The sequence below is a fragment of the Ruegeria sp. CG1 genome, from assembly GCF_056537265.1.
Map to the genome: position 1 here is coordinate 714,915 of NZ_JBQFRF010000001.1, position 22,076 is coordinate 736,990.

General features: G+C 56.0%; 19 protein-coding genes. 4 read left to right on the plus strand and 15 right to left on the minus strand.

The window, feature by feature from the left end; genetic code table 11:
• Window positions 1–315: 315 nt before the first annotated feature.
• The 5 genes from ACR0AU_RS03640 to purC all read right to left on the minus strand — a co-directional run bounded on the left by ACR0AU_RS03640 (window position 316) and on the right by purC (window position 5,258).
• Window positions 316–1,650 carry a sigma-54-dependent transcriptional regulator gene (locus tag ACR0AU_RS03640; protein WP_170393162.1) on the minus strand — a complete coding sequence of 445 codons (1,335 nt, stop codon included), beginning with the start codon at window positions 1,648–1,650 and terminating at the stop codon, window positions 316–318.
• 11 nt (window positions 1,651–1,661) lie between these two features.
• On the minus strand, window positions 1,662–3,440 hold the full coding sequence (locus ACR0AU_RS03645) for a sensor histidine kinase (RefSeq protein ID WP_480438519.1): 1,779 nt from the start codon (window positions 3,438–3,440) through the stop codon (window positions 1,662–1,664).
• A 36-nt stretch (window positions 3,441–3,476) separates the two neighbouring features.
• Entirely contained in the window at window positions 3,477–4,145 is a 669-nt protein-coding gene (purQ, locus tag ACR0AU_RS03650; RefSeq protein WP_170732113.1) for a phosphoribosylformylglycinamidine synthase subunit PurQ, read from the minus strand.
• 26 nt (window positions 4,146–4,171) lie between these two features.
• Window positions 4,172–4,402, minus strand: coding sequence for a phosphoribosylformylglycinamidine synthase subunit PurS (gene purS, locus ACR0AU_RS03655; protein ID WP_170610508.1), 231 nt, complete (start codon window positions 4,400–4,402; stop codon window positions 4,172–4,174).
• A gap of 100 nt (window positions 4,403–4,502) precedes the next feature.
• A complete protein-coding gene (gene purC / locus ACR0AU_RS03660) occupies window positions 4,503–5,258 on the minus strand; it encodes a phosphoribosylaminoimidazolesuccinocarboxamide synthase (RefSeq protein WP_170393164.1) in 756 nt (251 codons plus the stop codon).
• Between the two features lie 187 nt (window positions 5,259–5,445).
• On the opposite strand from purC, the gene ACR0AU_RS03665 reads away from it, so the two are divergent.
• Together ACR0AU_RS03665 and bmt are read left to right on the plus strand one after the other, a co-directional pair.
• Window positions 5,446–5,766 carry a DUF1476 domain-containing protein gene (locus ACR0AU_RS03665; protein ID WP_170393165.1) on the plus strand — a complete coding sequence of 107 codons (321 nt, stop codon included), beginning with the start codon at window positions 5,446–5,448 and terminating at the stop codon, window positions 5,764–5,766.
• Window positions 5,767–5,887: 121 nt separating this feature from the next.
• Complete coding sequence (gene bmt / locus ACR0AU_RS03670; protein ID WP_480795277.1) at window positions 5,888–6,901, plus strand: betaine--homocysteine S-methyltransferase; 1,014 nt, start codon at window positions 5,888–5,890, stop codon at window positions 6,899–6,901.
• An 8-nt stretch (window positions 6,902–6,909) separates the two neighbouring features.
• Here the strand turns inward: bmt and ACR0AU_RS03675 are convergent, their stop codons facing one another.
• The 10 genes from ACR0AU_RS03675 to ACR0AU_RS03720 form a co-directional block, all read right to left on the minus strand.
• Entirely contained in the window at window positions 6,910–7,686 is a 777-nt protein-coding gene (locus tag ACR0AU_RS03675; protein ID WP_170732109.1) for an enoyl-CoA hydratase-related protein, read from the minus strand.
• Between the two features lie 73 nt (window positions 7,687–7,759).
• Entirely contained in the window at window positions 7,760–8,215 is a 456-nt protein-coding gene (locus ACR0AU_RS03680; protein ID WP_170405571.1) for a cytochrome c-type biogenesis protein, read from the minus strand.
• Complete coding sequence (locus ACR0AU_RS03685; protein WP_170563485.1) at window positions 8,212–10,176, minus strand: heme lyase CcmF/NrfE family subunit; 1,965 nt, start codon at window positions 10,174–10,176, stop codon at window positions 8,212–8,214. The genes ACR0AU_RS03680 and ACR0AU_RS03685 overlap by 4 nt, the downstream gene beginning before the upstream one ends.
• 74 nt (window positions 10,177–10,250) lie before the next feature.
• Window positions 10,251–10,829 (minus strand): holin family protein, encoded by a 579-nt coding sequence (locus ACR0AU_RS03690; protein WP_170732107.1) that lies wholly within the window; start codon window positions 10,827–10,829, stop codon window positions 10,251–10,253.
• A complete protein-coding gene (locus ACR0AU_RS03695; RefSeq protein WP_170732105.1) occupies window positions 10,820–11,431 on the minus strand; it encodes a holin-associated N-acetylmuramidase in 612 nt (203 codons plus the stop codon). Before ACR0AU_RS03695 ends, ACR0AU_RS03690 begins: the two co-directional genes overlap by 10 nt.
• Before the next feature lie 148 nt (window positions 11,432–11,579).
• Entirely contained in the window at window positions 11,580–12,026 is a 447-nt protein-coding gene (ccmE, locus tag ACR0AU_RS03700; protein ID WP_170405562.1) for a cytochrome c maturation protein CcmE, read from the minus strand.
• A 7-nt stretch (window positions 12,027–12,033) separates the two neighbouring features.
• Window positions 12,034–13,062: an N-acetyl-gamma-glutamyl-phosphate reductase gene (gene argC, locus ACR0AU_RS03705; RefSeq protein WP_170732103.1), complete on the minus strand. Its 1,029-nt coding sequence runs from the start codon at window positions 13,060–13,062 to the stop codon at window positions 12,034–12,036.
• Between the two features lie 94 nt (window positions 13,063–13,156).
• On the minus strand, window positions 13,157–13,966 hold the full coding sequence (gene murI, locus ACR0AU_RS03710; protein WP_170405556.1) for a glutamate racemase: 810 nt from the start codon (window positions 13,964–13,966) through the stop codon (window positions 13,157–13,159).
• Between the two features lie 8 nt (window positions 13,967–13,974).
• The gene (locus ACR0AU_RS03715; RefSeq protein WP_170393174.1) at window positions 13,975–14,853 is read right to left on the minus strand and encodes a lysophospholipid acyltransferase family protein; all 879 of its coding nucleotides are present in this window, start codon (window positions 14,851–14,853) and stop codon (window positions 13,975–13,977) included.
• 78 nt (window positions 14,854–14,931) lie between these two features.
• Entirely contained in the window at window positions 14,932–18,351 is a 3,420-nt protein-coding gene (locus tag ACR0AU_RS03720) for an indolepyruvate ferredoxin oxidoreductase family protein (protein WP_170732101.1), read from the minus strand.
• Window positions 18,352–18,520: 169 nt separating this feature from the next.
• On the opposite strand from ACR0AU_RS03720, the gene ACR0AU_RS03725 reads away from it, so the two are divergent.
• Entirely contained in the window at window positions 18,521–19,429 is a 909-nt protein-coding gene (locus ACR0AU_RS03725) for a LysR family transcriptional regulator (RefSeq protein WP_170393176.1), read from the plus strand.
• Window positions 19,430–19,698: 269 nt separating this feature from the next.
• Window positions 19,699–21,945, plus strand: a complete 2,247-nt coding sequence (locus tag ACR0AU_RS03730; protein ID WP_170393177.1) for a mechanosensitive ion channel family protein — start codon at window positions 19,699–19,701, stop codon at window positions 21,943–21,945.
• Window positions 21,946–22,076 lie beyond the last annotated feature (131 nt).

Consider the following 22,076-nt stretch of genomic DNA (forward strand, 5'->3'; position numbering starts at 1 on the left):
CCTGCCCATTTATTCCTTTCACCCGCATAGACGGGTTCAGGCGTTCATCTGCCCCATTGGGGCATAATCGGTCTGCCGCGCCGCGCGGGATCTATCCTCACCATCAGCTCAGCAGCGAAACTCAAAACACGGGGCTTGCAGGCACAAAATACCCGGCCCGTTCGATCACAATAAAAGCAGTCCTGTGGAAAAGACAATGGGCAAACTGCATCGCGACCCAAGAACGCGCCGAAGAGTCCCTTCATCTGTTCAGAAATATCCAGGGGTTGAATTGAACCGCAGGCTCAAGAGGGGGGCCAGCCCCCTCCTCCACCTTCACAGGTAGTCCGAACGCTGCAACCCGTACTTCGCCATCTTTTCGTTCAGTGTCCGGCGTGGCAGGCAGAGTTCTTCCATCACCGAGGCGATCGATCCCTTGTGACGGCGCATCGTATTGTCGATCAGCATCCGCTCGAAGGCTTCAACATATTCCTTCAGCGGCTTGCCTTCAGTTGTCATCACTGGCTGCATCTCTTCGTGATCCGACATCAGCAGCGAAGCAATTGTCCCCGACCCGCGCCGCGACTGCAGCACCGCACGCTCAGCAATGTTGATCAACTGCCTCACATTCCCGGGCCACGGGGCCTGAAGCAGCTGAGCCGCTTCCTGCGCACTGACCTGAGGCGCGTCGCAGCCATATTCCTCTGCGAACTGTTCGCTCAGACGGGTGAACAGCGTCAGGATGTCCTCACCCCGCTGTCGCAGCGGAGGCATGGTGATGCGCAGCGCCGCCAACCGATAGAACAGATCGGGACGCAATACATCTTCTGAGGTTTTGCCCGCTTCCTGCAGGTTCGAAATCGCAACGATCCGCGTTTCTGCAGGGGTGCCCTGCTCATTCATAACGCTCAATAGACGGGCCTGCAGCGTATCACTCAGGGCTTCGACATCCTCAAGAACCAGCGTACCGCCGCGGGCCTCTTCGATGGCGGGCAACTGCGTGTCCTCGGGCAACATCGGGCCAAACAGGCGTTTCGACAGCGCTTCTTCCTCAAGTGCTGCGCAAGAAACCAGGACGAATTTCTTACCCGCCCGGCTACCAACCGCGTGCAATGCATGCGCCACCAAAGTCTTTCCGGTTCCGGTTTCCCCATCGATCAGGACATGACCATCCGCCTGTCCCAGATCCAGAATATCTTCACGCAACCGCTCCATGACGGGGCTGGCACCGATCAGCTTGTTCATGATCTGCGTACCGCCAGACAGCTCACGCCGCAGGGCTCGGTTGTCAAGCGTCAGACGACGCGCATTGCTGGCGCGTTTGGCCAGTTCGGACATGCGATCGGGATTAAACGGCTTTTCAAGGAAATCGAACGCCCCGACACGCATCGCCTCTACGGCCATTGGCACGTCGCCATGTCCCGTGATCATGATCACCGGTAGCGTGCTATCGGCCCCCATCAGCTTTTTCAGCAGTTGAATGCCATCCATTCCCGGCATCTTGATGTCAGAAATCACGATCCCGGGGTATTCTGGCCCCAAGACCTTGAGCGCATCCTCGGCGCTTGAAAAGGTTTCGGTGTCGTACCCCGACAAAGCCAGCCACTGGCTGATCGACTGGCGCATGTCCTGTTCATCATCCACGATGGCGATTTTCATGGCCTGTGCCATAGTCACTTCCTCTATTCCGCGGCCTCAAGGCCGTCGCTTCCCAATATGGGCAATTGCATCTCAAACACCGCGCCACCCTGTTGGCCGTTGCGCGCGGTCAGCCGTCCGCCATGGTCGTTCACGATCCCGGACGAGATGGCAAGCCCCAGACCAACGCCGTCCCCCGGGCGTTTGGTTGTATAAAACGGCTCGAACAGGTTTTCGATATCCTCGATCCCGTGGCCATTGTCCCGCACGGTCAGTACCGCAGTTTCACCTGCAGCGAGAATGATCTCGACATCCGGCTCATCCACAGACTTGGTCGCATCCAGCGCATTGCGCAAGAGATTGACCATAACCTGTTCGATCCGCATCCGATCACCCATCACTATAACAGGTTCTTCGGGCAAAATCTGGGTTATCTTCACATGCCGCTGACGCAGCTGCGGTTCCATCATCGACAGGGACGAGGCCAGCGCTTCGCCAAGATTTACTGGCGAAAACGCATCTGCACCTTTGCGCGCATAGGATTTGAGTTGGCGCGTGATCGCTCCCATCCGCTCGATCAATCCGTCGATCCGCCCAAAGCTGGCTAACGCCTCTTCGGGTCGGTTTCGACGCAAAAGCAGACGCGCGCCGGCCAGATAAGTTTTCATCGCAGCCAGAGGTTGATTTAACTCGTGACTGACTGCCGCAGACATCTCTCCAAGTGCTGCCAGTTTTGAGCTCTGGGCAAGGGTTTGTTCGGCAACTTCCAGCGTCTTTTCAACACGTTCACGCTCAGCGATTTCCCGCTGCAGCCTTACGTTCAATGCGCGAAGCTCCGCCGACTCGCGCTGGAACAAGGTCATGCGCAACGTTGCTCTGCGGCTGAGCGCATAGAAGGTCAGCGCCAGAAGAATCGCAAATGCCATGATCTCAAGCGCCAGAACGCTGTTCACCCGCTCGCGGATCGATGAATAGGTGGTGAACGAAGTCATTTGCCAGCCCCGGAACGGAATGCGGGTCTCCATCCGCATCACAGCCTCGCCCTGAAGATAGGCATCGGGGGGCAAAGCGCTCCAATCGGTTGTGGCCCGGATTGCGCGCTGGATCGCGTTCTGAGGGGGTTGGCGCAACATGGCACCGCTTTCATCCAGACCTCGCCACTGAGGCTCGGTCGAGAGGATGATCGTACCAGTGCTGTCTGTGACCATCACCGCGTCAGAAATACCAGCCCAGGCGCGTTCAAATTTCTGCAAATCAACTTCGACTACGATCACGCCAAGGATCTCTGCATTCGCCTCGATTCGCCGTGAGTACACAAAGCTGTAACCGCCGGACTCACGTGGAATGACCGAGAATATAGTGGCATTCGATCGAATTGCATCGATGAAGTAAGGCGAGTTCCGGTGGCTTTCCTGCAACCGGTTCCGGTCGGTTGCAGCACGTGTCAGGCCATCCCCATCCAGCAAAACCAGTGAGGCCGCCCCGATTTCTTCAACGAAAGAGATCAGGCGCTGGCTCGACAACGTGTAATCGCTGGATTGCAGGGCCGAAATCAGGGTGGGGTCACGGGCAAGCAACTGCGGCACGATGGCGTTGCGTCGCAACTCACTCAGCAGGTTGCCGGAATACAAGGCTAACCGCAGTTCGGCCCGGTTTCTGGTCGATTCGGTGAAGCGACTTGTTAGCAGACTGTTGGTGATCCACACTGTGGCGACGGTAGCAAGCAGCAACAAAAACACGGCAAGACGCAGCCGCCAGCCCATAGGCGCGCCGCGAAACCGGTTCAGAAACCCTTTGCTGTTTGCTTGATCTTCCGCGCTCATGTACTGACGCTACGCGTCCCGACTGATGACCTCAAGTCACGCGGGCGTCAGCACCCCGGCCAATGCGCGGAAGAGCGCCGTCCCGTCAGTGCCTCCGTGGCCTGAATCCGCCGCTCGTTCTGGGTGGGGCATCATGCCTAACACGCGCCGGTTGTGCGATAAAATCCCTGCAATATCGTCACGCGAACCATTGGGATTTTCGGCATATGTGAAGGCAATGCGATCCTGATCCTTCAACTCGGCCAAGGTCTCATCGTCTGCGAAATAATTGCCATCGTGATGCGCAATCGGGATATCGATCACATCCCCGGCATTGTACCATTCAGTAAAGGCGCTATCGCTGGTTTCGACCTTCAGTCCGATCGTTTTGCAGATGTATTTCAGACCGGCGTTGCGCAACAGCGCGCCAGGCAGAATTCCTGTTTCGGTCAGAACCTGAAAACCGTTGCAGATACCGACGGCATAGCCACCACGCTCGGTATGCGCGGCCAGCGCTTTGCAAATGGGCGATTGGGCCGCAATCGCGCCGCAGCGCAGATAGTCACCATAGGAAAACCCACCCGGAACACCGACAATATCTATGCCCTCGGGCAGCGCGGCATCCTTGTGCCAGACCATATCGACGGAAAAACCGGCCTGCTCGAAAGCAACGGCAAGATCACGATCGCAGTTGGAACCGGGGAAAACGATGACGGCTGCGCGCATGGCGGACCCTCCTAGGTCAGAAAAACTTAGAGCAGTTCGATCTCAAAGCGTTCGATGACCGTATTGGCCAACAGCTTTTCGCACATCTTGGTTACGTCCTCTTCGGTCGAGCCGTCGGCCAATTCCAGATCGATCACCTTGCCCTGACGGACACCTTCGACCTGATCAAAGCCCATCGCACCCAATGCGTGACGCACAGCCTCGCCCTGCGGGTCCAGAACCCCGTTCTTGAGCATCACATGCACACGTGCTTTCATTTTCGAGAACTCCACTGATGGACCGCGCATCGATCCGTTTCGTTGGGCGCGGGATACCCCGCTTGGGCTTGTCGGACAACCCTGTCGATATGAGACAGGATCAGTTGATCAGCGTTGGCTTTGTGACATTGCTTTTGGGCAGAACGCCAAGACGGCGGGCGACCTCAGAATATGCATCAGTCAGACTACCCAGATCACGGCGGAACACATCCTTGTCCAGCTTCTGACCGGTTTCGATATCCCATAGACGGCAGCTGTCGGGGCTGATTTCGTCCGCAATGATCAGTCGTTGGAAATCGCCTTCGAACACGCGCCCGATCTCGATTTTGAAATCGACCAGACGAATACCAACCGCCAGCATCACGCCGCTCATGAAATCATTAACGCGCAGTGCAAGGCTCAGGATATCGTCCATATCCTGCTGGCTCGCCCAGCCGAATGCCGCAATGTGCTCTTCGGTCACCAGCGGATCACCCAGCGCATCGTCCTTGTAGCAGTATTCAACAATCGGGCGCGGCAGTTGAGTACCCTCGGCGATACCGAGGCGTTTGGACATCGATCCGGCGGCATAGTTGCGGACGATCACTTCCAGTGGAATAATCTCACAATTCCGCACAAGTTGCTCCCGCATGTTCAGACGGCGAATGAAGTGCGTCGGAACTCCGATCTGGGCCAGACCGGTCATGAAGAATTCGCTCAACCGGTTGTTCAGAACGCCCTTTCCATCGATCACATCTTTCTTCTCGGCGTTGAAAGCTGTGGCGTCATCCTTGAAGTACTGCACGATGGTGCCCGGCTCGGGACCTTCATACAGGATCTTGGCTTTACCTTCGTAAATCTTCTTGCGACGCGCCATGAGCGACCTTTCCAGTCTGGGGAAAGGGAATGAGTCCCTTCACGTTGGCGCCCTCATAGTGCAAGCCCCGCTTTCCCGCAAGTTCGCAACCCCGAGAGGCTTTGACGCAGCGCAAATACCTTGCGCACAGGGCGTCGTATAGTCATATCATCAGAAAAGAACATCTAACCCAAGAGGTCCCCAACCAATGACCACATTCGACGAACGTGAAGCCGCGTTTGAAAACAAATTCGCTCATGACGAAAAGATGCAGTTCATCGCCCGGATGCGCCGCAATCGATTTATGGCTGTATGGGCCTCGGCGCTGAAAGGCGAGACTGTGGAACAGGCGCGTAAATACGGGCAGGAACTTGTCCACACCGACCTGCAAAATGTCAGCGAAGACGATGTTGTCGAGGCGGTCAAAGGGTACCTCGGTGATCTCGCGGATGAGGCTAAAATCCGCGAGAAGATGGTCGAACTTCTGGTCGAAGCCAAAGAGCAGGTGATGGCAGAAGCCGAGTCCTGATGCCTGAGCTGCAAAACTCATGATCTTCATGAGTTTTATGAATTTGATTTGACGCCCCGGTCATGAGACACGGGGCGTCTCATATTTTGACGGGCTGTGGCCCCAATTTTGGAATACTCCAATGACAAACGCGCTCAGCAACCTTCTGGAAACCGTTGACGTCATTCTGGCGGATGGCGCAACCGGGACGAACCTGTTCAACATGGGCCTGCAATCAGGCGATGCGCCGGAATTGTGGAACGTCGATGCGCCTGACAAGATTCGTGCTCTGTATCAGGGCTCGGTCGATGCCGGCAGTGATCTGTTTTTGACAAACACATTTGGTGGAACAGCCGCGCGTTTGAAGTTACACGACGCCCAGAACCGCGTGGCCGAGCTGAACCGTACTGGCGCTGAACTGGGTCGCGAAGTCGCTGACAAGGCAGGTCGCCCGATCATCGTGGCCGGCTCTGTTGGCCCGACCGGCGAGATCATGGAACCTGTCGGCAGCCTTTCGCACGCCGAAGCCGTCGAGATGTTTCATGAACAGGCTGAAGCGCTAAAGGCTGGAGGCGCAGATGTTCTGTGGCTTGAGACCATAAGCGCGCCGGAAGAATTCCGGGCTGCGGCAGAAGCGTTCGCTCTGGCAGATATGCCGTGGTGCGGCACCATGAGTTTTGACACGGCTGGCCGCACAATGATGGGTGTTACATCTTCTGATCTGGCAATGATCGTGGAAACTCTGCCCAATCCTCCGGTTGCGTTCGGGGCGAATTGCGGCACTGGTGCCTCGGATATACTGCGGACGGTGCTTGGGTTCGCTGCCCAAGGAAACGAACGTCCACTGATTTCCAAGGGCAACGCTGGGATCCCGAAATATGTGGACGGTCATATCCATTATGACGGAACGCCCGAACTGATGGGCCAGTACGCCGCCATGGCGCGCGACGCAGGTGCAACGATCATTGGCGGTTGCTGTGGCACTATGCCTGCGCATTTGCGCAAAATGCGCGAGGCGTTAGATAACGGTCCGCGCGGCGAACGCCTGACCCTGGATCAGATCGTATCGGCACTTGGTCCGTTTACCTCAGCCTCAGATGGCACTGGGAACGAGGCCGTTCCCGAACGGCGCACTCGTCGCCGCCGCCGGGCCTGATTGAATGATCAGCGCCCTTCGAATTTCGCAGGGCGCTTTTCCAGAAAGGCTACGACGCCTTCGGCAAAGTCTCGGGTACGTCCGCATTCGCCCTGCAAGTGGGCTTCGGCTGCAAGTTGCTGAGGTAATGTTCTATCGTAAGTTCCCCGGATCGCTTGTTTGATCGCGCGAAACCCGGAGGTTGGACCATTCGCCAAATACGCAGCTCTCTTGCGCCAATGAGCGTCGAACTCATCATCCGCAACCGCTTCCCAGATCAATCCCCATTCATCCGCCTGGCGCGCGCTGATCTTGTCTGCAAACAACGCTGCACCCATCGCTTTGGCAAACCCCATCTGACGCGGCATGAACCAGGTGCCGCCTGCATCAGGCAGCAGACCGATCCGAGCGAAAGCTTGCAGAAAATAGGCACTCTCGGTTGCTATCACCACATCGGCACAAAGCGCCAGGTTGGCCCCCGCCCCCGCTGCAGGCCCGTTAACAGCCGCTATTGTTGGCACGGGGCAATCATAGACAGCCTCAAGCATCGGTTCATATTCGTCGCGAAGCGCGCGTTCGAGGTCGATCTTTCCTGTGCTCGACGCGTCACCCAAATCCTGACCTGAACAAAAGGCAGAACCAGCACCCGTCAGGACAATCGCGCGGGCGTGTTGCGCGGCATCTTTCATTGCGTAGGTGATCTCGGCCCGCATCTGCGTCGTCAACGCATTCATCTTATCCGGCCGGTTCAATGTCAAAACCGCCAAATTATCAGTAATGTCCAGAAGGACCGCTTCGTATTCCATGCAAAACCTCAGCTGCGCAGCGTTCTGCAAAACACTGACGCAAATGCGGAAAAAGGAAAAGAAGAACCGCGCGTCAGTCTTCCAGAATTCGGCGCAGACGCTCTTGTTCTTCCTCACTAAGGCCTTCTGAATGCGCTACTTCCTGATGCTGCGCACGCTTGCGCAAAAAGTTCCAACCCATGCCGGCCGCTATCAGCAGCATGACAGGAGCCGACAGCCATAACAACAGATTGGCGCCGGTCGCGGTAGGTTTCAGCAGCACATATTCGCCATAGCGATCAACGATGAAGTCCACAACCTCTTGATCAGTATCCCCCGCAACCAGACGTTCTCGCACCAAGATACGCAGATCACGCGCAAGTTCAGCATTGCTTTCGTCAATGCTTTCGTTCCTGCACACCAAGCAGCGCAGACCGGTACTAATATCCCGCGCTCGTGTCTCGAGCGCCGGGTCGTCAAGCACTTCATCCGGCTGAATAGCCATGATGGGGGATGCAATCAGCAGCAGGATAACAAGCAGGCGCTTCATTCGGCAGGAACCCCGCTTGCAGGCGTTTTCCGTGCACCGGCTGCAACACGGAAACGGCGATCCGACAGGCTGAGCACACCGCCCAGAGCCATGAGGATACATCCGCCCCAAATCCAGTTGGCCAGAGGTTTGATATAGGTTCGCATCACCCAGCCGCCATCAGCTTGTTGATCCCCGATCACAACATATAGATCGCGCAGAAAGCGGTAGTCGATTGCAGCCTCAGTTGTCGGCATCCGTGCCACAGGGTAGTCGCGCTTTTCCGGGTTAAGAGTCGCGATATAGCGCCCGTCCTTCTCAACAAGCACATCCGCCATGGTTGAGAAATAGTTCGGCCCCTGTACCTGACGCACATCTTGCAACGTCAACGTAAACTGTCCCACTTCAAAAGGCTGACCCGGTTGAGCGACACGAATATCCTCCACTTCCCAAGCGGTTAGGCCTGCGATGGCAAACATGGTGACACCCAAACCACTATGCGCCACCGCCTTACCCCAGTCTGCGCCGGGCAGTCGAAACAGGCGTCCAAAACTGCCTTTGCGGCCAGTGCGGCTCCAAAGATCGACGATGGCGCCGAAGGTGATCCACGCCCCCAGGAACAAGCCCACGGGTCCCAATGCGCTGCGTCCGGTCTGCATCACCCAGACCAGTATCGCGATCGTGACCGCCAGCACAAATGCATAGCGCAAAGACCATGCCGCCCGGCTTAGCTTGCCCCGCTTCCAAGGCAGCATTGCGCCGACGGGAAGAACGATTCCGAGGGCGACCATGAATGGTGTAAATGCAGCATTGAAGAACGGCGCGCCCACCGAGAGTTTTCTATCGAACGCCATCTCGGCCACCATTGGCCACATTGTGCCAAAGAATACGACAAAACAGCTAACTGCCAACAAGATGTTGTTCAGAACCAAAGCACTTTCGCGGCTGACCATTCCGAAGACACCCTTCGCCTCCATCGCCTGCGCGCGTGCAGCAAACAGGGTCAACGCACCGCCGGTAAAGATGATCAGGATGAACAGGATAAATACGCCACGCTCAGGATCATTGGCAAAAGCATGGACCGAAGTCAGCAGCCCCGATCTCACGATAAAGGTCCCGATCAGAGAAAACCCAAACGCGATAATCGCAAGCAAGATCGTCCAGCTTTTCAACGCCTCGCGTTTTTCCACCACGATGGAGGAATGCAATAGAGCGGCCGCCAGTAGCCAAGGCATAAAGCTGGCGTTCTCAACAGGATCCCAGAACCAGAACCCGCCCCAGCCCAATTCGTAGTAGGCCCACCAGGATCCAAGCGCGATACCGATCGTCAGGAAGACCCAAGCCGCCAATGTCCAAGGTCGAACCCAACGCCCCCAAGCCGCGTCCACCCGGCCCTCGATCAATGCAGCAACGGCAAAACTGAACGCCATGCTGAGGCCGACATAGCCCAGATACAGGAATGGTGGATGGAAGGCCAAACCGGGGTCCTGCAGCAGCGGGTTCAGGTCCCGCCCATCGAACGGAGGAACAGGCAGTCGGTCAAACGGGTTCGATGTGAAGAGGATAAAGGCATAGAAAGCCACTCCGATCGCGGCCTGAACGGCCAGCACCCGCGCCTTTAAGGTCGGAGGCAAGCCAGCGCCGAATATGGCGGCCATCGCGCCGAATATCGCTACAATCAGGACCCATAACAGCATCGAACCTTCATGGTTTCCCCAGGTCCCGGTGATCTTGTAGAGCATCGGTTTTGCCGAATGGCTATTCTCGACCACGATCCGCAACGAGAAGTCAGACGTGGTAAACGCCCAGACCAGCGCACCAAAGGAAAAGGCGGCCAAGATGAACTGCGTGATGGCGGCCGGTTCAGCGAAAACCATCCACCCGTTCCAACGGTTGGCAGCCCCGATCAACGGCACCACAGTTTGGACGATGGCAACGAGGAAGGCTAAGATAAGTGCGAAATGGCCGAGTTCTGTAATCATGGCCTGCTTATACTGCGGCACCGGTGCAAGTGCCATTCACATTCGCCTCGGATCACCGCACATAATGTCGCGCCTCAGGTCTTTCGTAGCCGCTTCCAGTCCTCCAATGCAGGGTTCGAATCCGGCTGGTTGACTGCTTCGGCCAACGATGCGTCCGAGCCAGTATCGGCGACACCCGGACTGTCATCGCGCAACCCGCGGATCGTTTCAAGATTGGCGATCACCTCAGGCGTCCTCAGCATTGTCGCGCTGATTTCTCTTTGAAAATCCTGCGCTTTGATCTGATGCCGCGCGCCAAAGTAAAACGACACGATCACCCCTAACAGCCACCACAGTGGCTCTGGCACCAGCGCAATTCCCTGCATACGTGCTGCGAACCACAGCGGATCGATCATGGCGGCCAGAAACAAACCCAATGTTCCCAAAGCCAGCGCCGGTCGCGGAAGGCGATTCAGCCCATCCATGAATCGATCAAACCTGGTTTTGCTTGGAGCTTGGAATTCAGTGCCGAATTGCGCCATGGCCGCACCGCGCAGTTCGACAGAACGCTCGGCACCGCTTTCTACATTTTCGCGAAACACTTCCGCAGTTTCGCGAACCACATTGCGACCTCCGCCAAACAAGAGCGCCAACAAACCCGAGATCAAACCCATCCTGAAACCCTTTTCTGAAACGCGTCCTCGCTCAGATGATACTTGGGCGATAAAAACTCTTCGGCACGCTTGATCCATCCGCCTTTGCCGCCCGCGCGATTTCTGGCATATTTGCGAAGAGCGATCCGCCGGTCTGCTAAACGGAAGTAATAGTTTCGTCTTGCGACCCCATAGGCATCGCGAAACACCAGAGGCTTTGGACTAGCCGCCTCGCGGCTCGCCTGCGCAGTCTGAGGGCCGATGACCCCGTCAACCGTAATGTCATACTCCATCTGCCACAGCAGGTTCTGCAGGATTTTCACCGCTTGAGCTCCTGCATTGACGTACATGTCGAACACGGATGCCTGTACGGCTTCCGGCAGCACCTGAAGGCGTGGTTTCTCAAAATAGTGTTCCAGAAAAATATCGACGGCCTGCGCTTTGCTAAGCATGCGCACGTCTTGTTGCGTCACCGAACCATCTCGGTCCAGATCGAGACCCAATCGGCGCATGGTATGGATCGTCACACCGTATTTCGTGGCACCACCGGGATCATCGGGATCATCCACAAAACCACCTTCCCGCGCCACGATCCCTTTTGCAATCTGCCGCACTGTCCGCATTGCCGCCCCCTCTGCCAAACTTTGGTAAACGGTCGGACAATTTCGTTAACACCACTGCAAAACAAAGGGCGCTGCCTACCTTAGCACGCAACGCCCCGCTTCTTCTGTTTAGAAATTTTAACGCCAATGGCATTCAGCGATGCTGCATTCAGCTATCGCCTGATTCCTGATAAACGCCTTGCTCTTTTAATGCGTCCACAACCTCTTTGGGCATGTAGGTTTCATCGTGTTTCGCAAGGATTTCAGTGGCTTCAAAGACTCCATTCACATAACTTCCGGTGCCCACCATACCCTGATTTTCCGAGAACAGATCAGGCAGAACACCGGTAAAAGCGACCTTTACGCTTTCACCGCCGTCGGTCACGACGAAATGCACAGTCTCACCCTGCCCGCGAATGATCGAACCTTCTTCGACCAATCCACCGATACGGAACACCTCGGTCGGTTTCGGCGGTTCTGCAATCACCTGACTGGGTGAGCGGAAAAAGTTGATGCCATCACGCATCGCATATCCGATCAGACCCGTCGCCAGTATCAGGGCCGCAACAGCCACTAGAATGACTTGTACACGACGACGTTTCTTAAGCGTTTTCATACCGTCCTCACGGGAACAAGGGGGCCATCATCAGACCCAGGGTTTCATCCTCACCTAACATCAGGTTGGCGTTCTGCAAGGCTTGCCCGCTGCTACCTTTTGTCAGGTTATCCAATGCTGCCACCACGATTGCACGGCGTTCGATCCGATCTCCAACGACACCGATATGGCAGAAGTTCGACCCCCGCACATGGTGGGTTGAGGGCGTCTCGCCAAATGGCAGCATCTCAATAAAGGGCTCGGCTTCATAGGCCGATTGAAGTGTCTCATACACGCTCTGCGGGTCACCCTTTACATAGGTTGTGGCCAGAATACCCCGGTTGGCTGGGATCAGGTGCGGTGTGAACTGCACATGCACGGTTCTTCCAGCCAGTTCCGTGAATTCCTGATCAAACTCGCCCAGATGCCGGTGCGTCCCGCCAACGGCATATGCGTTCGCCCCTTCACTGAGTTCTGCGTGCAATAGATTCTCTTTCAGCGCCCGACCTGCGCCCGAGACCGCGCATTTCAGGTCCAGAATAATGTCATCCAGATCAATCACACCCGCCGATATCAGCGGACGCAGCACATACTGACCCGTCGCGGCATTGCATCCGGTCCCGGCAACCAGCCGAGCGCCGCGGATTTCGTCACGGTAGAACTCGGTCAGACCATAAACCGCCTCTTCCTGATGCCCAAGCGCGGCATGTGAATTCCCATACCACTTCTTGTATTCGTCGCCATCGCGAAGTCGAAAATCTGCTGACAGGTCAACAATTTTCAAGGTGTTGGGCAGTTCGCGAATGACTTCCTGACTGGTCTTGTGCGGCAGAGCGCAGAAACACAGGTCGATTTGGCTAAAGTCGATCTCGGAAATCTTGCAAAGCGCCGGCAAATCCATATGGCGCAGATGCGGAAATACCTGCGCCATTGTCTGTCCAGCCTTCCGCTCGGCGGCCAGAGCTTTGATTTCCATACTCGGATGCCCGGCGATCAGCCGCACGAGTTCCGCGCCGGTGTAACCAGAAGCGCCAAGAATTGCGATTTTGTGGGTCATGTCAGACCTCTTTCATTCATGTGTCACATGGGGTGACCGCCGCTGTGACGGTCAACGAATTACGGAATCGGAAAAGCGCCGTCCTTGACCTAGGTCAGGCGGCTTCAAAGGTGATTTGTCGTCGGAGGAACTGAGTCGCGCGATCCGTCACAACGCCCGGCTTACCCGTTGTCAGGAAGCCATCGGTGCCCTCACCCAGCATATTCGGATGCCGTTGCAAGTAGTCTGCAAGGCTTTCCGCAACCAGATCACCCTGGCTATAGACTTTCACATCCGGTCCGAGCGCCTGCTGAAACGTCTCTGCCATCAGCGGGTAATGCGTACAGCCCAGAATGGCTGCTTGCGGTTCCGGCATCTTGCGCTTCAGAGCATCCACATGGCTGCGTACCAAGGCCTCGGCCAAGATCATGTCGCCCTCTTCGATGGCGTCCACCACCCCGCCGCAGGCTTGCGCCTCGACATCAACCCCGATCGCCCGAAACGCCAGCTCCCGCTGAAACGCACGGCTCGACACAGTCGCGGGCGTCGCAAACAGCGCAACATGCTGCACCTGAACCTCACGCGGCGGAGAGTTGTCGCCCCATTGCCGTTCAGTCAGCGCCTCAATCAAAGGCACAAATACGCCCAGTACACGCTTTCCTTCTGGCACGCCCGCTTCTTGCATCCGACGCAGGGCGGCGGCGCTTGCGGTATTGCAGGCCAGAATCACCAGATTGCAGCCGCGATCCCAAAGGTCCTGCACAGCGTTTCGTGTCAGGTTAAAGATATCCTCGGCATCGCGCACACCATAAGGCGCATGCGCGCTGTCCGCGAAATAAAGGAAATCAACGTCGGGCAGACGTTTCTGCGCGGCGTTCAGGACGGTCAAACCACCCAATCCGGAATCAAAGATACCTACTGCCATTTGCCCCTTCAGGCGCGATGCCGTTCCTCGAATTCATAGCCATAGTCATAAGACTTCAATGGCTCTGGAGACAGCTCATACGTGGCTTTGCGCAGGAAATCCATCATCTTGCGCGTATCCTTGCCCAGCGGGTCCAGAATGTCTCGCCCAATGGGGTCTCCTACAACCACGCGGACGGGGGTATCGACACGTTTCTTGAACTCTTTGATCAGCAACCCCATCCGCAGAGTGTTGTGCAGATGGCTGGCAATCTGGAACAAACGCGAGGTGTGACCATCGAAGAAAACCGGCACAACGGTCGCATTGGATTTGGCAACCATCCGCGCTGTGAATCCGCGCCAGCCCGGATCCATCGGATGAGAAAATGGCTTGGCCGCAGTGCTAACTGTGCCACCCGGGAAGATCCCGATTGCACCACCATCGCTTAGGTAGTTCAGAGCGGTTTTGCGGGTCGCAAGATTCAGCTTCATCGCATCTTTTGTGGCATCAAACGAAATTGGCAGCACGATGCTGTTCAGGTCTTCAGCTTTGCGAAAAACATGATTGGCGAGAATGCGAAAGTCTGTCCGAGTCTGAGACAGGATGTGTCCCATCATTAGCCCGTCTAGAATGCCGTAAGGATGGTTCGCAATCAGGATCAATGGCCCATCTTTTGGGATGTTCGACAACGCACCGCCAACCACGTCTAATGTCAGCCCATATCGATCCACCATTACGGACCAAAAATCACGCCCCTGTGCGACCTCCTGCTCATACCCGTCAGCGCGGCGGATAAGACGCAGACGACCGGTCGTGTTTTCCATCAGCTTGATCACTATACGCCCGCTCCGCGTTTCTGCGGAATGGGCGTAAGAGATGTCACGAGCGACGTGATGGCGCGAGGGCATAGGCTACTCCGGTTTGCTGCCGCTTAGATAAGGCCGGGTAGACATTTTGCATAGGTTTGATGACAAGCTTGTAAAGCCTCACTCTGCCGCAGCTTTCATCTGAGGCCCGCCAGCGCGAATAACAGCCAACAATTCCTCGCGCCGTTTCGCAGCCTTAGCCTCATTGGCGACCAAAACCGGACCGAAACCGCGAATGTCCAATGGCAGAGCCGCAAGGGCCGCGATCGCATCACTGGTTTCGGGCGTCAGACTGGGCAAAACCTCTTTCATGTCCTTTTCATACTGGCGGATCAGAGCACGCTCCATTTTGCGCTCTGTCGTGTAGCCAAAGATATCCAGCGGAGTGCCGCGCAAACCTTTCAGCTTGGCTAGAACCTTCAACGGACCAAGAAACCACGCTCCGAACGCTTTCTTGGCCGGGCGTCCATTGTCGCCCTTCGTCCCCAGGGTTGGCGGCGCAAGATGGAAGGTCATCTTAAAGTCACCATCAAACTCGGCCTCCGCCTTCTGGCGACTGTCGAGCAGCAATCGGGCGACTTCATATTCATCCTTATATGACAAAAGCTTATGGTAGCCTTTGGCAATAGCCTCACGAACGTGTTGATCTTCAACGCTGTCGACGAGCTTGCGATAACGTTTCGCCAACCGCTTATTCTGATAGTCGATCAGGTGCGCAGCGCGGAAATCGATCACTTGATCGAGGGTCTTTGGCAACTCTTCCACGTTGGGGCGCAAAATATTAGCCACGTCGTCGGGGTGGGTCACCGCCCAGCGACCAACTTCAAAGGCGCGTTTGTTGCGCTCGACCGCCGCACCATTCAACTCAATAGCACCCATTATCGCTTGGTGACTGATCGGTAGCAGACCACGCTGCCAGGCTGCGCCAAAGACCATCATATTGGAATAGATCGAGTCGCCCATCACGGCTCGCGCCAGATCGGTGGCATCGAAAAGGGACACCCCATCTTTCAACCGCGCCTGCAGCGCAAGCTGCAATTGATCGCTGGGGATTGTGAATTCTGTATCGCGCGTGAAGTCACCGGTGATAATCTCATGACTGTTCACAACGGCGCCGGTCTGGCCGGTTTGCGTGAGGCCAAGCGTCTTGGCCCCGGCCGATACCACCAGATCACCGCCGATCAGAGCATGCGCCTCGCCAGTGGCAACACGGATCGCGCTGATATCTTCGGGCCGGTTGGCCAGACGGCAATGGATATGTACGGCGCCACCCTTCTGTGCGAGGCCGGCCATTTCCATCATACCGGCACCCTTGCCGTCGATTTGTGCGGCTTGCGCCAGAACCGCCCCGATGGTGACAACGCCTGTGCCACCAACGCCGGTGATCACGACATTATGGGTGCCGTTGATCTGTGGCAAAACGGGGTCCGGTAGGTCGGGCAAGTCGAGGTCGGTCGTCGCCTCTTTGCGGATTTTCGCCCCTTCAACGGTTACAAAAGACGGGCAGAACCCATTCAAGCAGGAAAAATCCTTGTTGCAGCTTGACTGATCAATCGCACGCTTGCGGCCAAGTTCGGTCTCTTTCGGTACGATGGAAACGCAGTTCGACTGAACGCCGCAATCTCCGCAACCCTCACAGATATCGGTATTTATGAACACTCGCTTATCGGGGTCGGGGAACGTGCCGCGCTTGCGTCTCCTGCGCTTTTCAGCTGCGCAGGTCTGGACATAAACAATGACCGATACACCCTCGATTTCGCGGAATTTTTCCTGAACCTGCATCAGTTTTGAACGCTCGAACGTATCAACACCCGAAGGCAACGCACCAAAATTCACGTCTTCTTTTTCGTCGTAAACGACAGCGACGTTGCTGACACCCATCGCGCGGACCTCGGCGACGATGCGTTCGGCACTTAGCCCACCTTCGTTCTCCTGACCTCCAGTCATCGCAACGGCGTCGTTATAGAGGATCTTAAAGGTGATATTTGTGCCCGCAGCCAGTGCCGCCCGGATCGCCTGCACGCCGGAATGGTTATAGGTGCCATCGCCGAGGTTTTGGAAAACATGTTGTGTGGTCGAAAACGGAGCCTCGCCAATCCAGTTCGCCCCTTCGCCGCCCATCTGGGTGAAACCGGTGGTTTCGCGATCCATCCACTGCACCATGTAGTGACAGCCAATCCCGGCATAGGCTCGGCTGCCATCAGGCAGCTTGGTTGAACTGTTATGCGGACATCCTGAACAAAAGTATGGTAAACGCGCCGCGATTTCCTGCGCATTGTCAGCCCGGCGCGCTTCGGACAGCGCCTCCAGTCCGGCACGAACGCCATCTGTATCGCGCCCCTCTTCGATTAGGATCTCACCCAGCTTCTCGGCAATCATGATCGGGTCAAGCGCCCCTCGGGTCGGGAACAGTTCTTCGCGGTGCAGCGTCCCCGCGCCGCCTTTGTACCAGCCATAAACACGGCGCCCACGACGGTCGTCAAAGATCGCTTCTTTAACCTGAACTTCGATCAGCTTGCGCTTTTCCTCGACGATCACGATCAGATCCAGCCCCTCAGCCCAATCGTGGAAGCCCTTCATATCCAAAGGGAAAGTCTGACCGATCTTATAGGTGGTAATGCCTAGCCGTTCGGCCTCATCCGCGTTGATGTTCAGCAGCGACATGGCATGAGTCAGATCAAGCCAGTTCTTACCCGCCGCCACAAACCCAATCTTGGAGCCCGGTTTTCCCCAGACCCGCTTGTCCAACTTGTTGGCGTGCGAAAAGACCTCTGCCGCAAAGCGCTTGTGGTCGATTACGCGCGCTTCCTGCAGATGCGGCGTATCACCCAGCCGAATATTCAGCCCACCCTCTGGCATATCGAATTGAGGGGTGACCAGCTGCATTCGGTCAGGGCGGCCATCTACGACGGAAGTCACTTCGATCGTGTCTTTCATCGTTTTCAGCCCGACCCAGACCCCGGCGAACCGGCTGAGCGCGAATCCGTAAATGCCATAGTCCAGAATTTCTTGCACACCTGCCGGGCTGACCACGGGCATATACATGTCCACCAGTGACCATTCCGACTGATGTAAAACGGTGGAGCTTTCACCCGTGTGATCATCGCCCATGGCCATCAATACACCGCCATGTTGCGCCGTGCCCGCCATATTGGCATGGCGCATCACATCACCGGATCGATCTACGCCCGGCCCCTTGCCATACCAGAGCCCAAAAACACCATCGAATTTTCCGTCGCCACGCAGCCCCGCCTGTTGGCTGCCCCATAATGCGGTTGCGGCCAGATCTTCGTTCAATCCGAATTGAAAGGTGACATCCTTTTCGGCAAGTTGCTTTTCTGCACGAGACATCTGAAGGTCTACAGCCCCAAGCGGAGACCCCCGATAGCCTGTGACCAGACCCGCTGTGTTCAATTCCGCCGCAGTGTCTCGTACTTTTTGCATCAGCATCAAACGCACCAGTGCCTGCGTTCCGTTCAAAAGAACCGGGCTTTTGGACAGGTCGAACCGGTCGTTGAGTGAAATTTTCGGCTGACTCATCTGACGTCTCCCCTCGTCGGATTAGTGTGCTTTATTCTCGTGCATATTAGGTCATAAATACTGACCTGTATAGTGATTTTACTCTATTCCGTAACGATTTCCGGGTTTCATTGTGGAATTTGTTACCTGTTTCATATAGGGCTGCGCGAGGATAACGAAAGTTGCGGCGATGGATTGGGATAAGCTCAGAATATTTCACGCGGTTGCAGACGCTGGCAGCCTCACACACGCGGGAGACAAGCTCAATTTATCTCAATCCGCAGTGAGCCGTCAGATCCGCGCGCTTGAAGAATCACTCGATGCAACCTTGTTCCACCGCCATGCACGCGGTCTGATTCTGACAGAACAAGGCGAATTGCTGTTCGATGCCACGACGGCCATGCTGAAACGTCTGGATGCCGCTGCAGCGCGTATCCGGGATAGTGAAGATGAGGTCTTTGGCGTACTGAGGGTGACCACCACCTTCGGGTTCGGCACGCTGTGGCTCGCACCGCGCCTACCGAAGCTCTATGAACAGTATCCTGACCTCAATATCGACCTCATGCTTGAAGAGCGGGTATTGGATCTGCCAATGCGTGAAGCCGATGTGGCCATCCGCATGAAAGAGCCCAGCCAGGCCGATCTCGTGCGCAAACGTCTGATGACAGTGCAGATGCTGCTCTATGCAACGCGCAGCTATTTGGATGCTCATGGTGGGGCGCCTGAAACGCTGGAAGACATTTCCAAGCACCGATTGATCTGCCAAACGCCCGCAGCCCCTCAGGTTGGGGCAAGCGCGTCGATGGTTCGTCACCTTATGACATACAATCCCGGCTCGTTGCTGACCGTGAACAACTATTTCGGCGTTCTTCAGGGCGTGCTGCATGATCTGGGTATCGGAGTACTTCCTGATTATGTGACTGAGGACTTCCCGGATCTGGTCCCCGTCATGTCAGACATCGAAAGTGCTGATGTACCGGTTTACCTCGCCTACCCCGAAGAATTGCGTCATTCCAAACGGATAGCGGCATTTCGGGACTTTGTGCAGGATGAGATAATCGCCCATCGCAAACAGCTAAGGCAATTGGGCAAGCTATAGCCATGCACTCAGAGCATAGCGGGCATGACGCCGGGGTCTGCTAATAGACCTTGATCGTTAATAAACTGATCCCTAAATGAGCACATGAAGGCGGTGATGCTGAAACGCTCATCATCTTCATACCTCCCTGTTGGACTACGGCCGAGCTTAGTGCTCGGCCTTTTTTTTGCGCGAGGCTGATGCAATTCAGTGGAAAGCACTGGGAAAATCCAACGCGTAGGCCTATGATCCCGAAAAAACACCTAAATTTCGTGTTCGAGGGCTAATTCATGTTCCACTCATTCCGCCTATTGTTGGCGATGATTTCAGTCTTGTTCCTGGCCGTGCCACTTCATGCACAAGACACAAGCACAACCGCTACAGTTGAAATTCCCGAAGATCTGACGCCAGAACAGGTTGATGATCTGGTTGCGCGCATGTCTGACGACCAGGTACGGGCAATCCTTCTGGAACGCCTTGACGCTGTTGCCGAAAAGCAAGCGGCGGAAAAGGAAGGTCAGGAAGACCCGCTGACCGAGCTCAATGAGATCTGGGCAGAAATGGTCGCATCCTGGACACATGTTCTGACCACAGTTCCCAATATCATCAGTGCGCAAATCACTGCATTTAGCAATTTCTCTGACAAATTGGGGGGCGCTGGTGTTCTGACCCTAATGGGGCTGGTGCTCTCGGTCCTGATAGTCGGCTTCATTGCTGAGAAGCTATTCATTTTCCTGACCCGCCGCTGGCATGAGGCAACCGAGCCCTCGGGTGACGCTGATCTCAGAGGCGCTGTGAACTACCTGTTCCGCCGATTTTGCCGCGAAATTGCAGGGCTTATCGTATTCTACGTCGTCATTCGGGCGATTGGCCGAGGATTGCTGAGCCCCGAGCAGATCATCTATGCAGCCCCATTTGTATTCTACCTAATCTGGGTGCCGCGTCTGGGGGCAGCAGTCTCGCGCTTTGTTCTTGCGCCGCAAAAGCCACAATTCCGATTGGTAAACATTGACGACCACTGGGCAAAATACCTGCATCGCAACCTGATCGGTCTGCTGATCCTGATCGGCTTTACCTTGTTCGTACTAAGGTTCAATGCGCTGAACGGGGTTACCGGCGATCAGACGCGCATCGGTTTCTGGCTGAACGCAGCAATCCACGTCTATATTGGCATAATCGCCTGGACAGCGCGCGAAGGTTTGTCACAGATGATGCTGGGTACCGACCCGGACCACACCAAGTTCGACGAAGAAGTCGCGCGGTATTACCCGTATTTTGCAATCGGCGTTTCTGTCGTGATTTGGCTGCTGGTCGAATTCCTGGTGGCACAACGCAACCCGGCGCTGATCCGCGTGTTGTCCGGTGGAGCGCATTTCACAACCATGTTCTGGCTGTTGATTGCACCTGCACTTGATACATTGATACGTGGTTTGGTGCGTCACCTGCAGCCGCCAATGTCGGGCGAAGGGCCATTAGCAGAACGCGCCTATCGATCGGCCAAGCGCAGCTATATTCGCATCGGTCGGGTGATTGCTGGCCTCTTCGTCGTCTTCATGATTTCCCGTGTTTGGCAGCTTGATCTGCGCCATGTTGCGTCCGCAGGTATCGGTGCCGAAGTTGGCGGCGCAATCATCGAGTTCCTGCTGATCATCGCTGTCGGCTACATCCTGAACGAGATCGTCTCGCTATGGATTAACCGTCGTCTGGCCAAGGAACAGACAGCGGCCGAGGAGCTGGATGAAGAAGCCGGCGGAGAAGGTGGCGGCGCAGGTGGTTCGCGTCTGGCGACCGTCCTGCCCTTGTTGCGGATTACCGCACAAGTCACCATCTCGGTGATCTTCGGCCTGCTAGCCCTGAGCGCCTTGGGCATCAACATCACGCCGCTGCTGGCTGGTGCTGGTGTTTTGGGTCTGGCCATCGGCTTTGGTGCGCAGAAACTGGTGGCCGATATCGTAGGCGGCATCTTCTTCCTGATCGATGACGCATTCCGCGTCGGCGAATATGTCGATGTCGGCGGGACCATGGGAACGGTCGAGAAAATTTCGATCCGCTCAATGCAGCTTCGCCACCATCGTGGTCCAGTCCACACTATACCTTATGGCGAGATTCAAAAGCTCACCAACTTCAGCCGTGACTGGGTGATCATGAAGTTGAAATTTACTGTGCCGTTCGACACCGACCCCAACAAGGTCAAGAAGATCTTCAAGAAGATCGGTGCCGAGATGATGCAGGACGAGGTTCACAAAGATGGCTTCCTGCAGCCCTTCAAATCTCAGGGTGTGTTCGACTTCGACGATGTCGGTATGATCATCCGAGGCAAGTTCATGGCCAAGCCCGGCAAGCAATTCACACTGCGTAAGGAAATCTTTAACCGTGTGAAGGCCGAATTCAACGCAAATGGTATCGATTTCGCCCGCCGCGAGGTGCGTGTCGCCATCCCGGGGTTGGATGAGGCTGAGAACATAACTGAAGAACAAAAAGCTGCCGCCGGTGCAGCCGCCGCAGATGCGGTCAACAAAGGGCAAAACCCCGCCTGACACTTAGGCTTCGACACGTTTCAGCCGCTGGCTGAACCAAATCAGCACGCCTCTGAAATCGGAACCGGCCTTATGGCCGGTTCCGTTTTTTATTGCCCGATGACCCCTGTGCGGGTTTGGCTCTTTCCTCA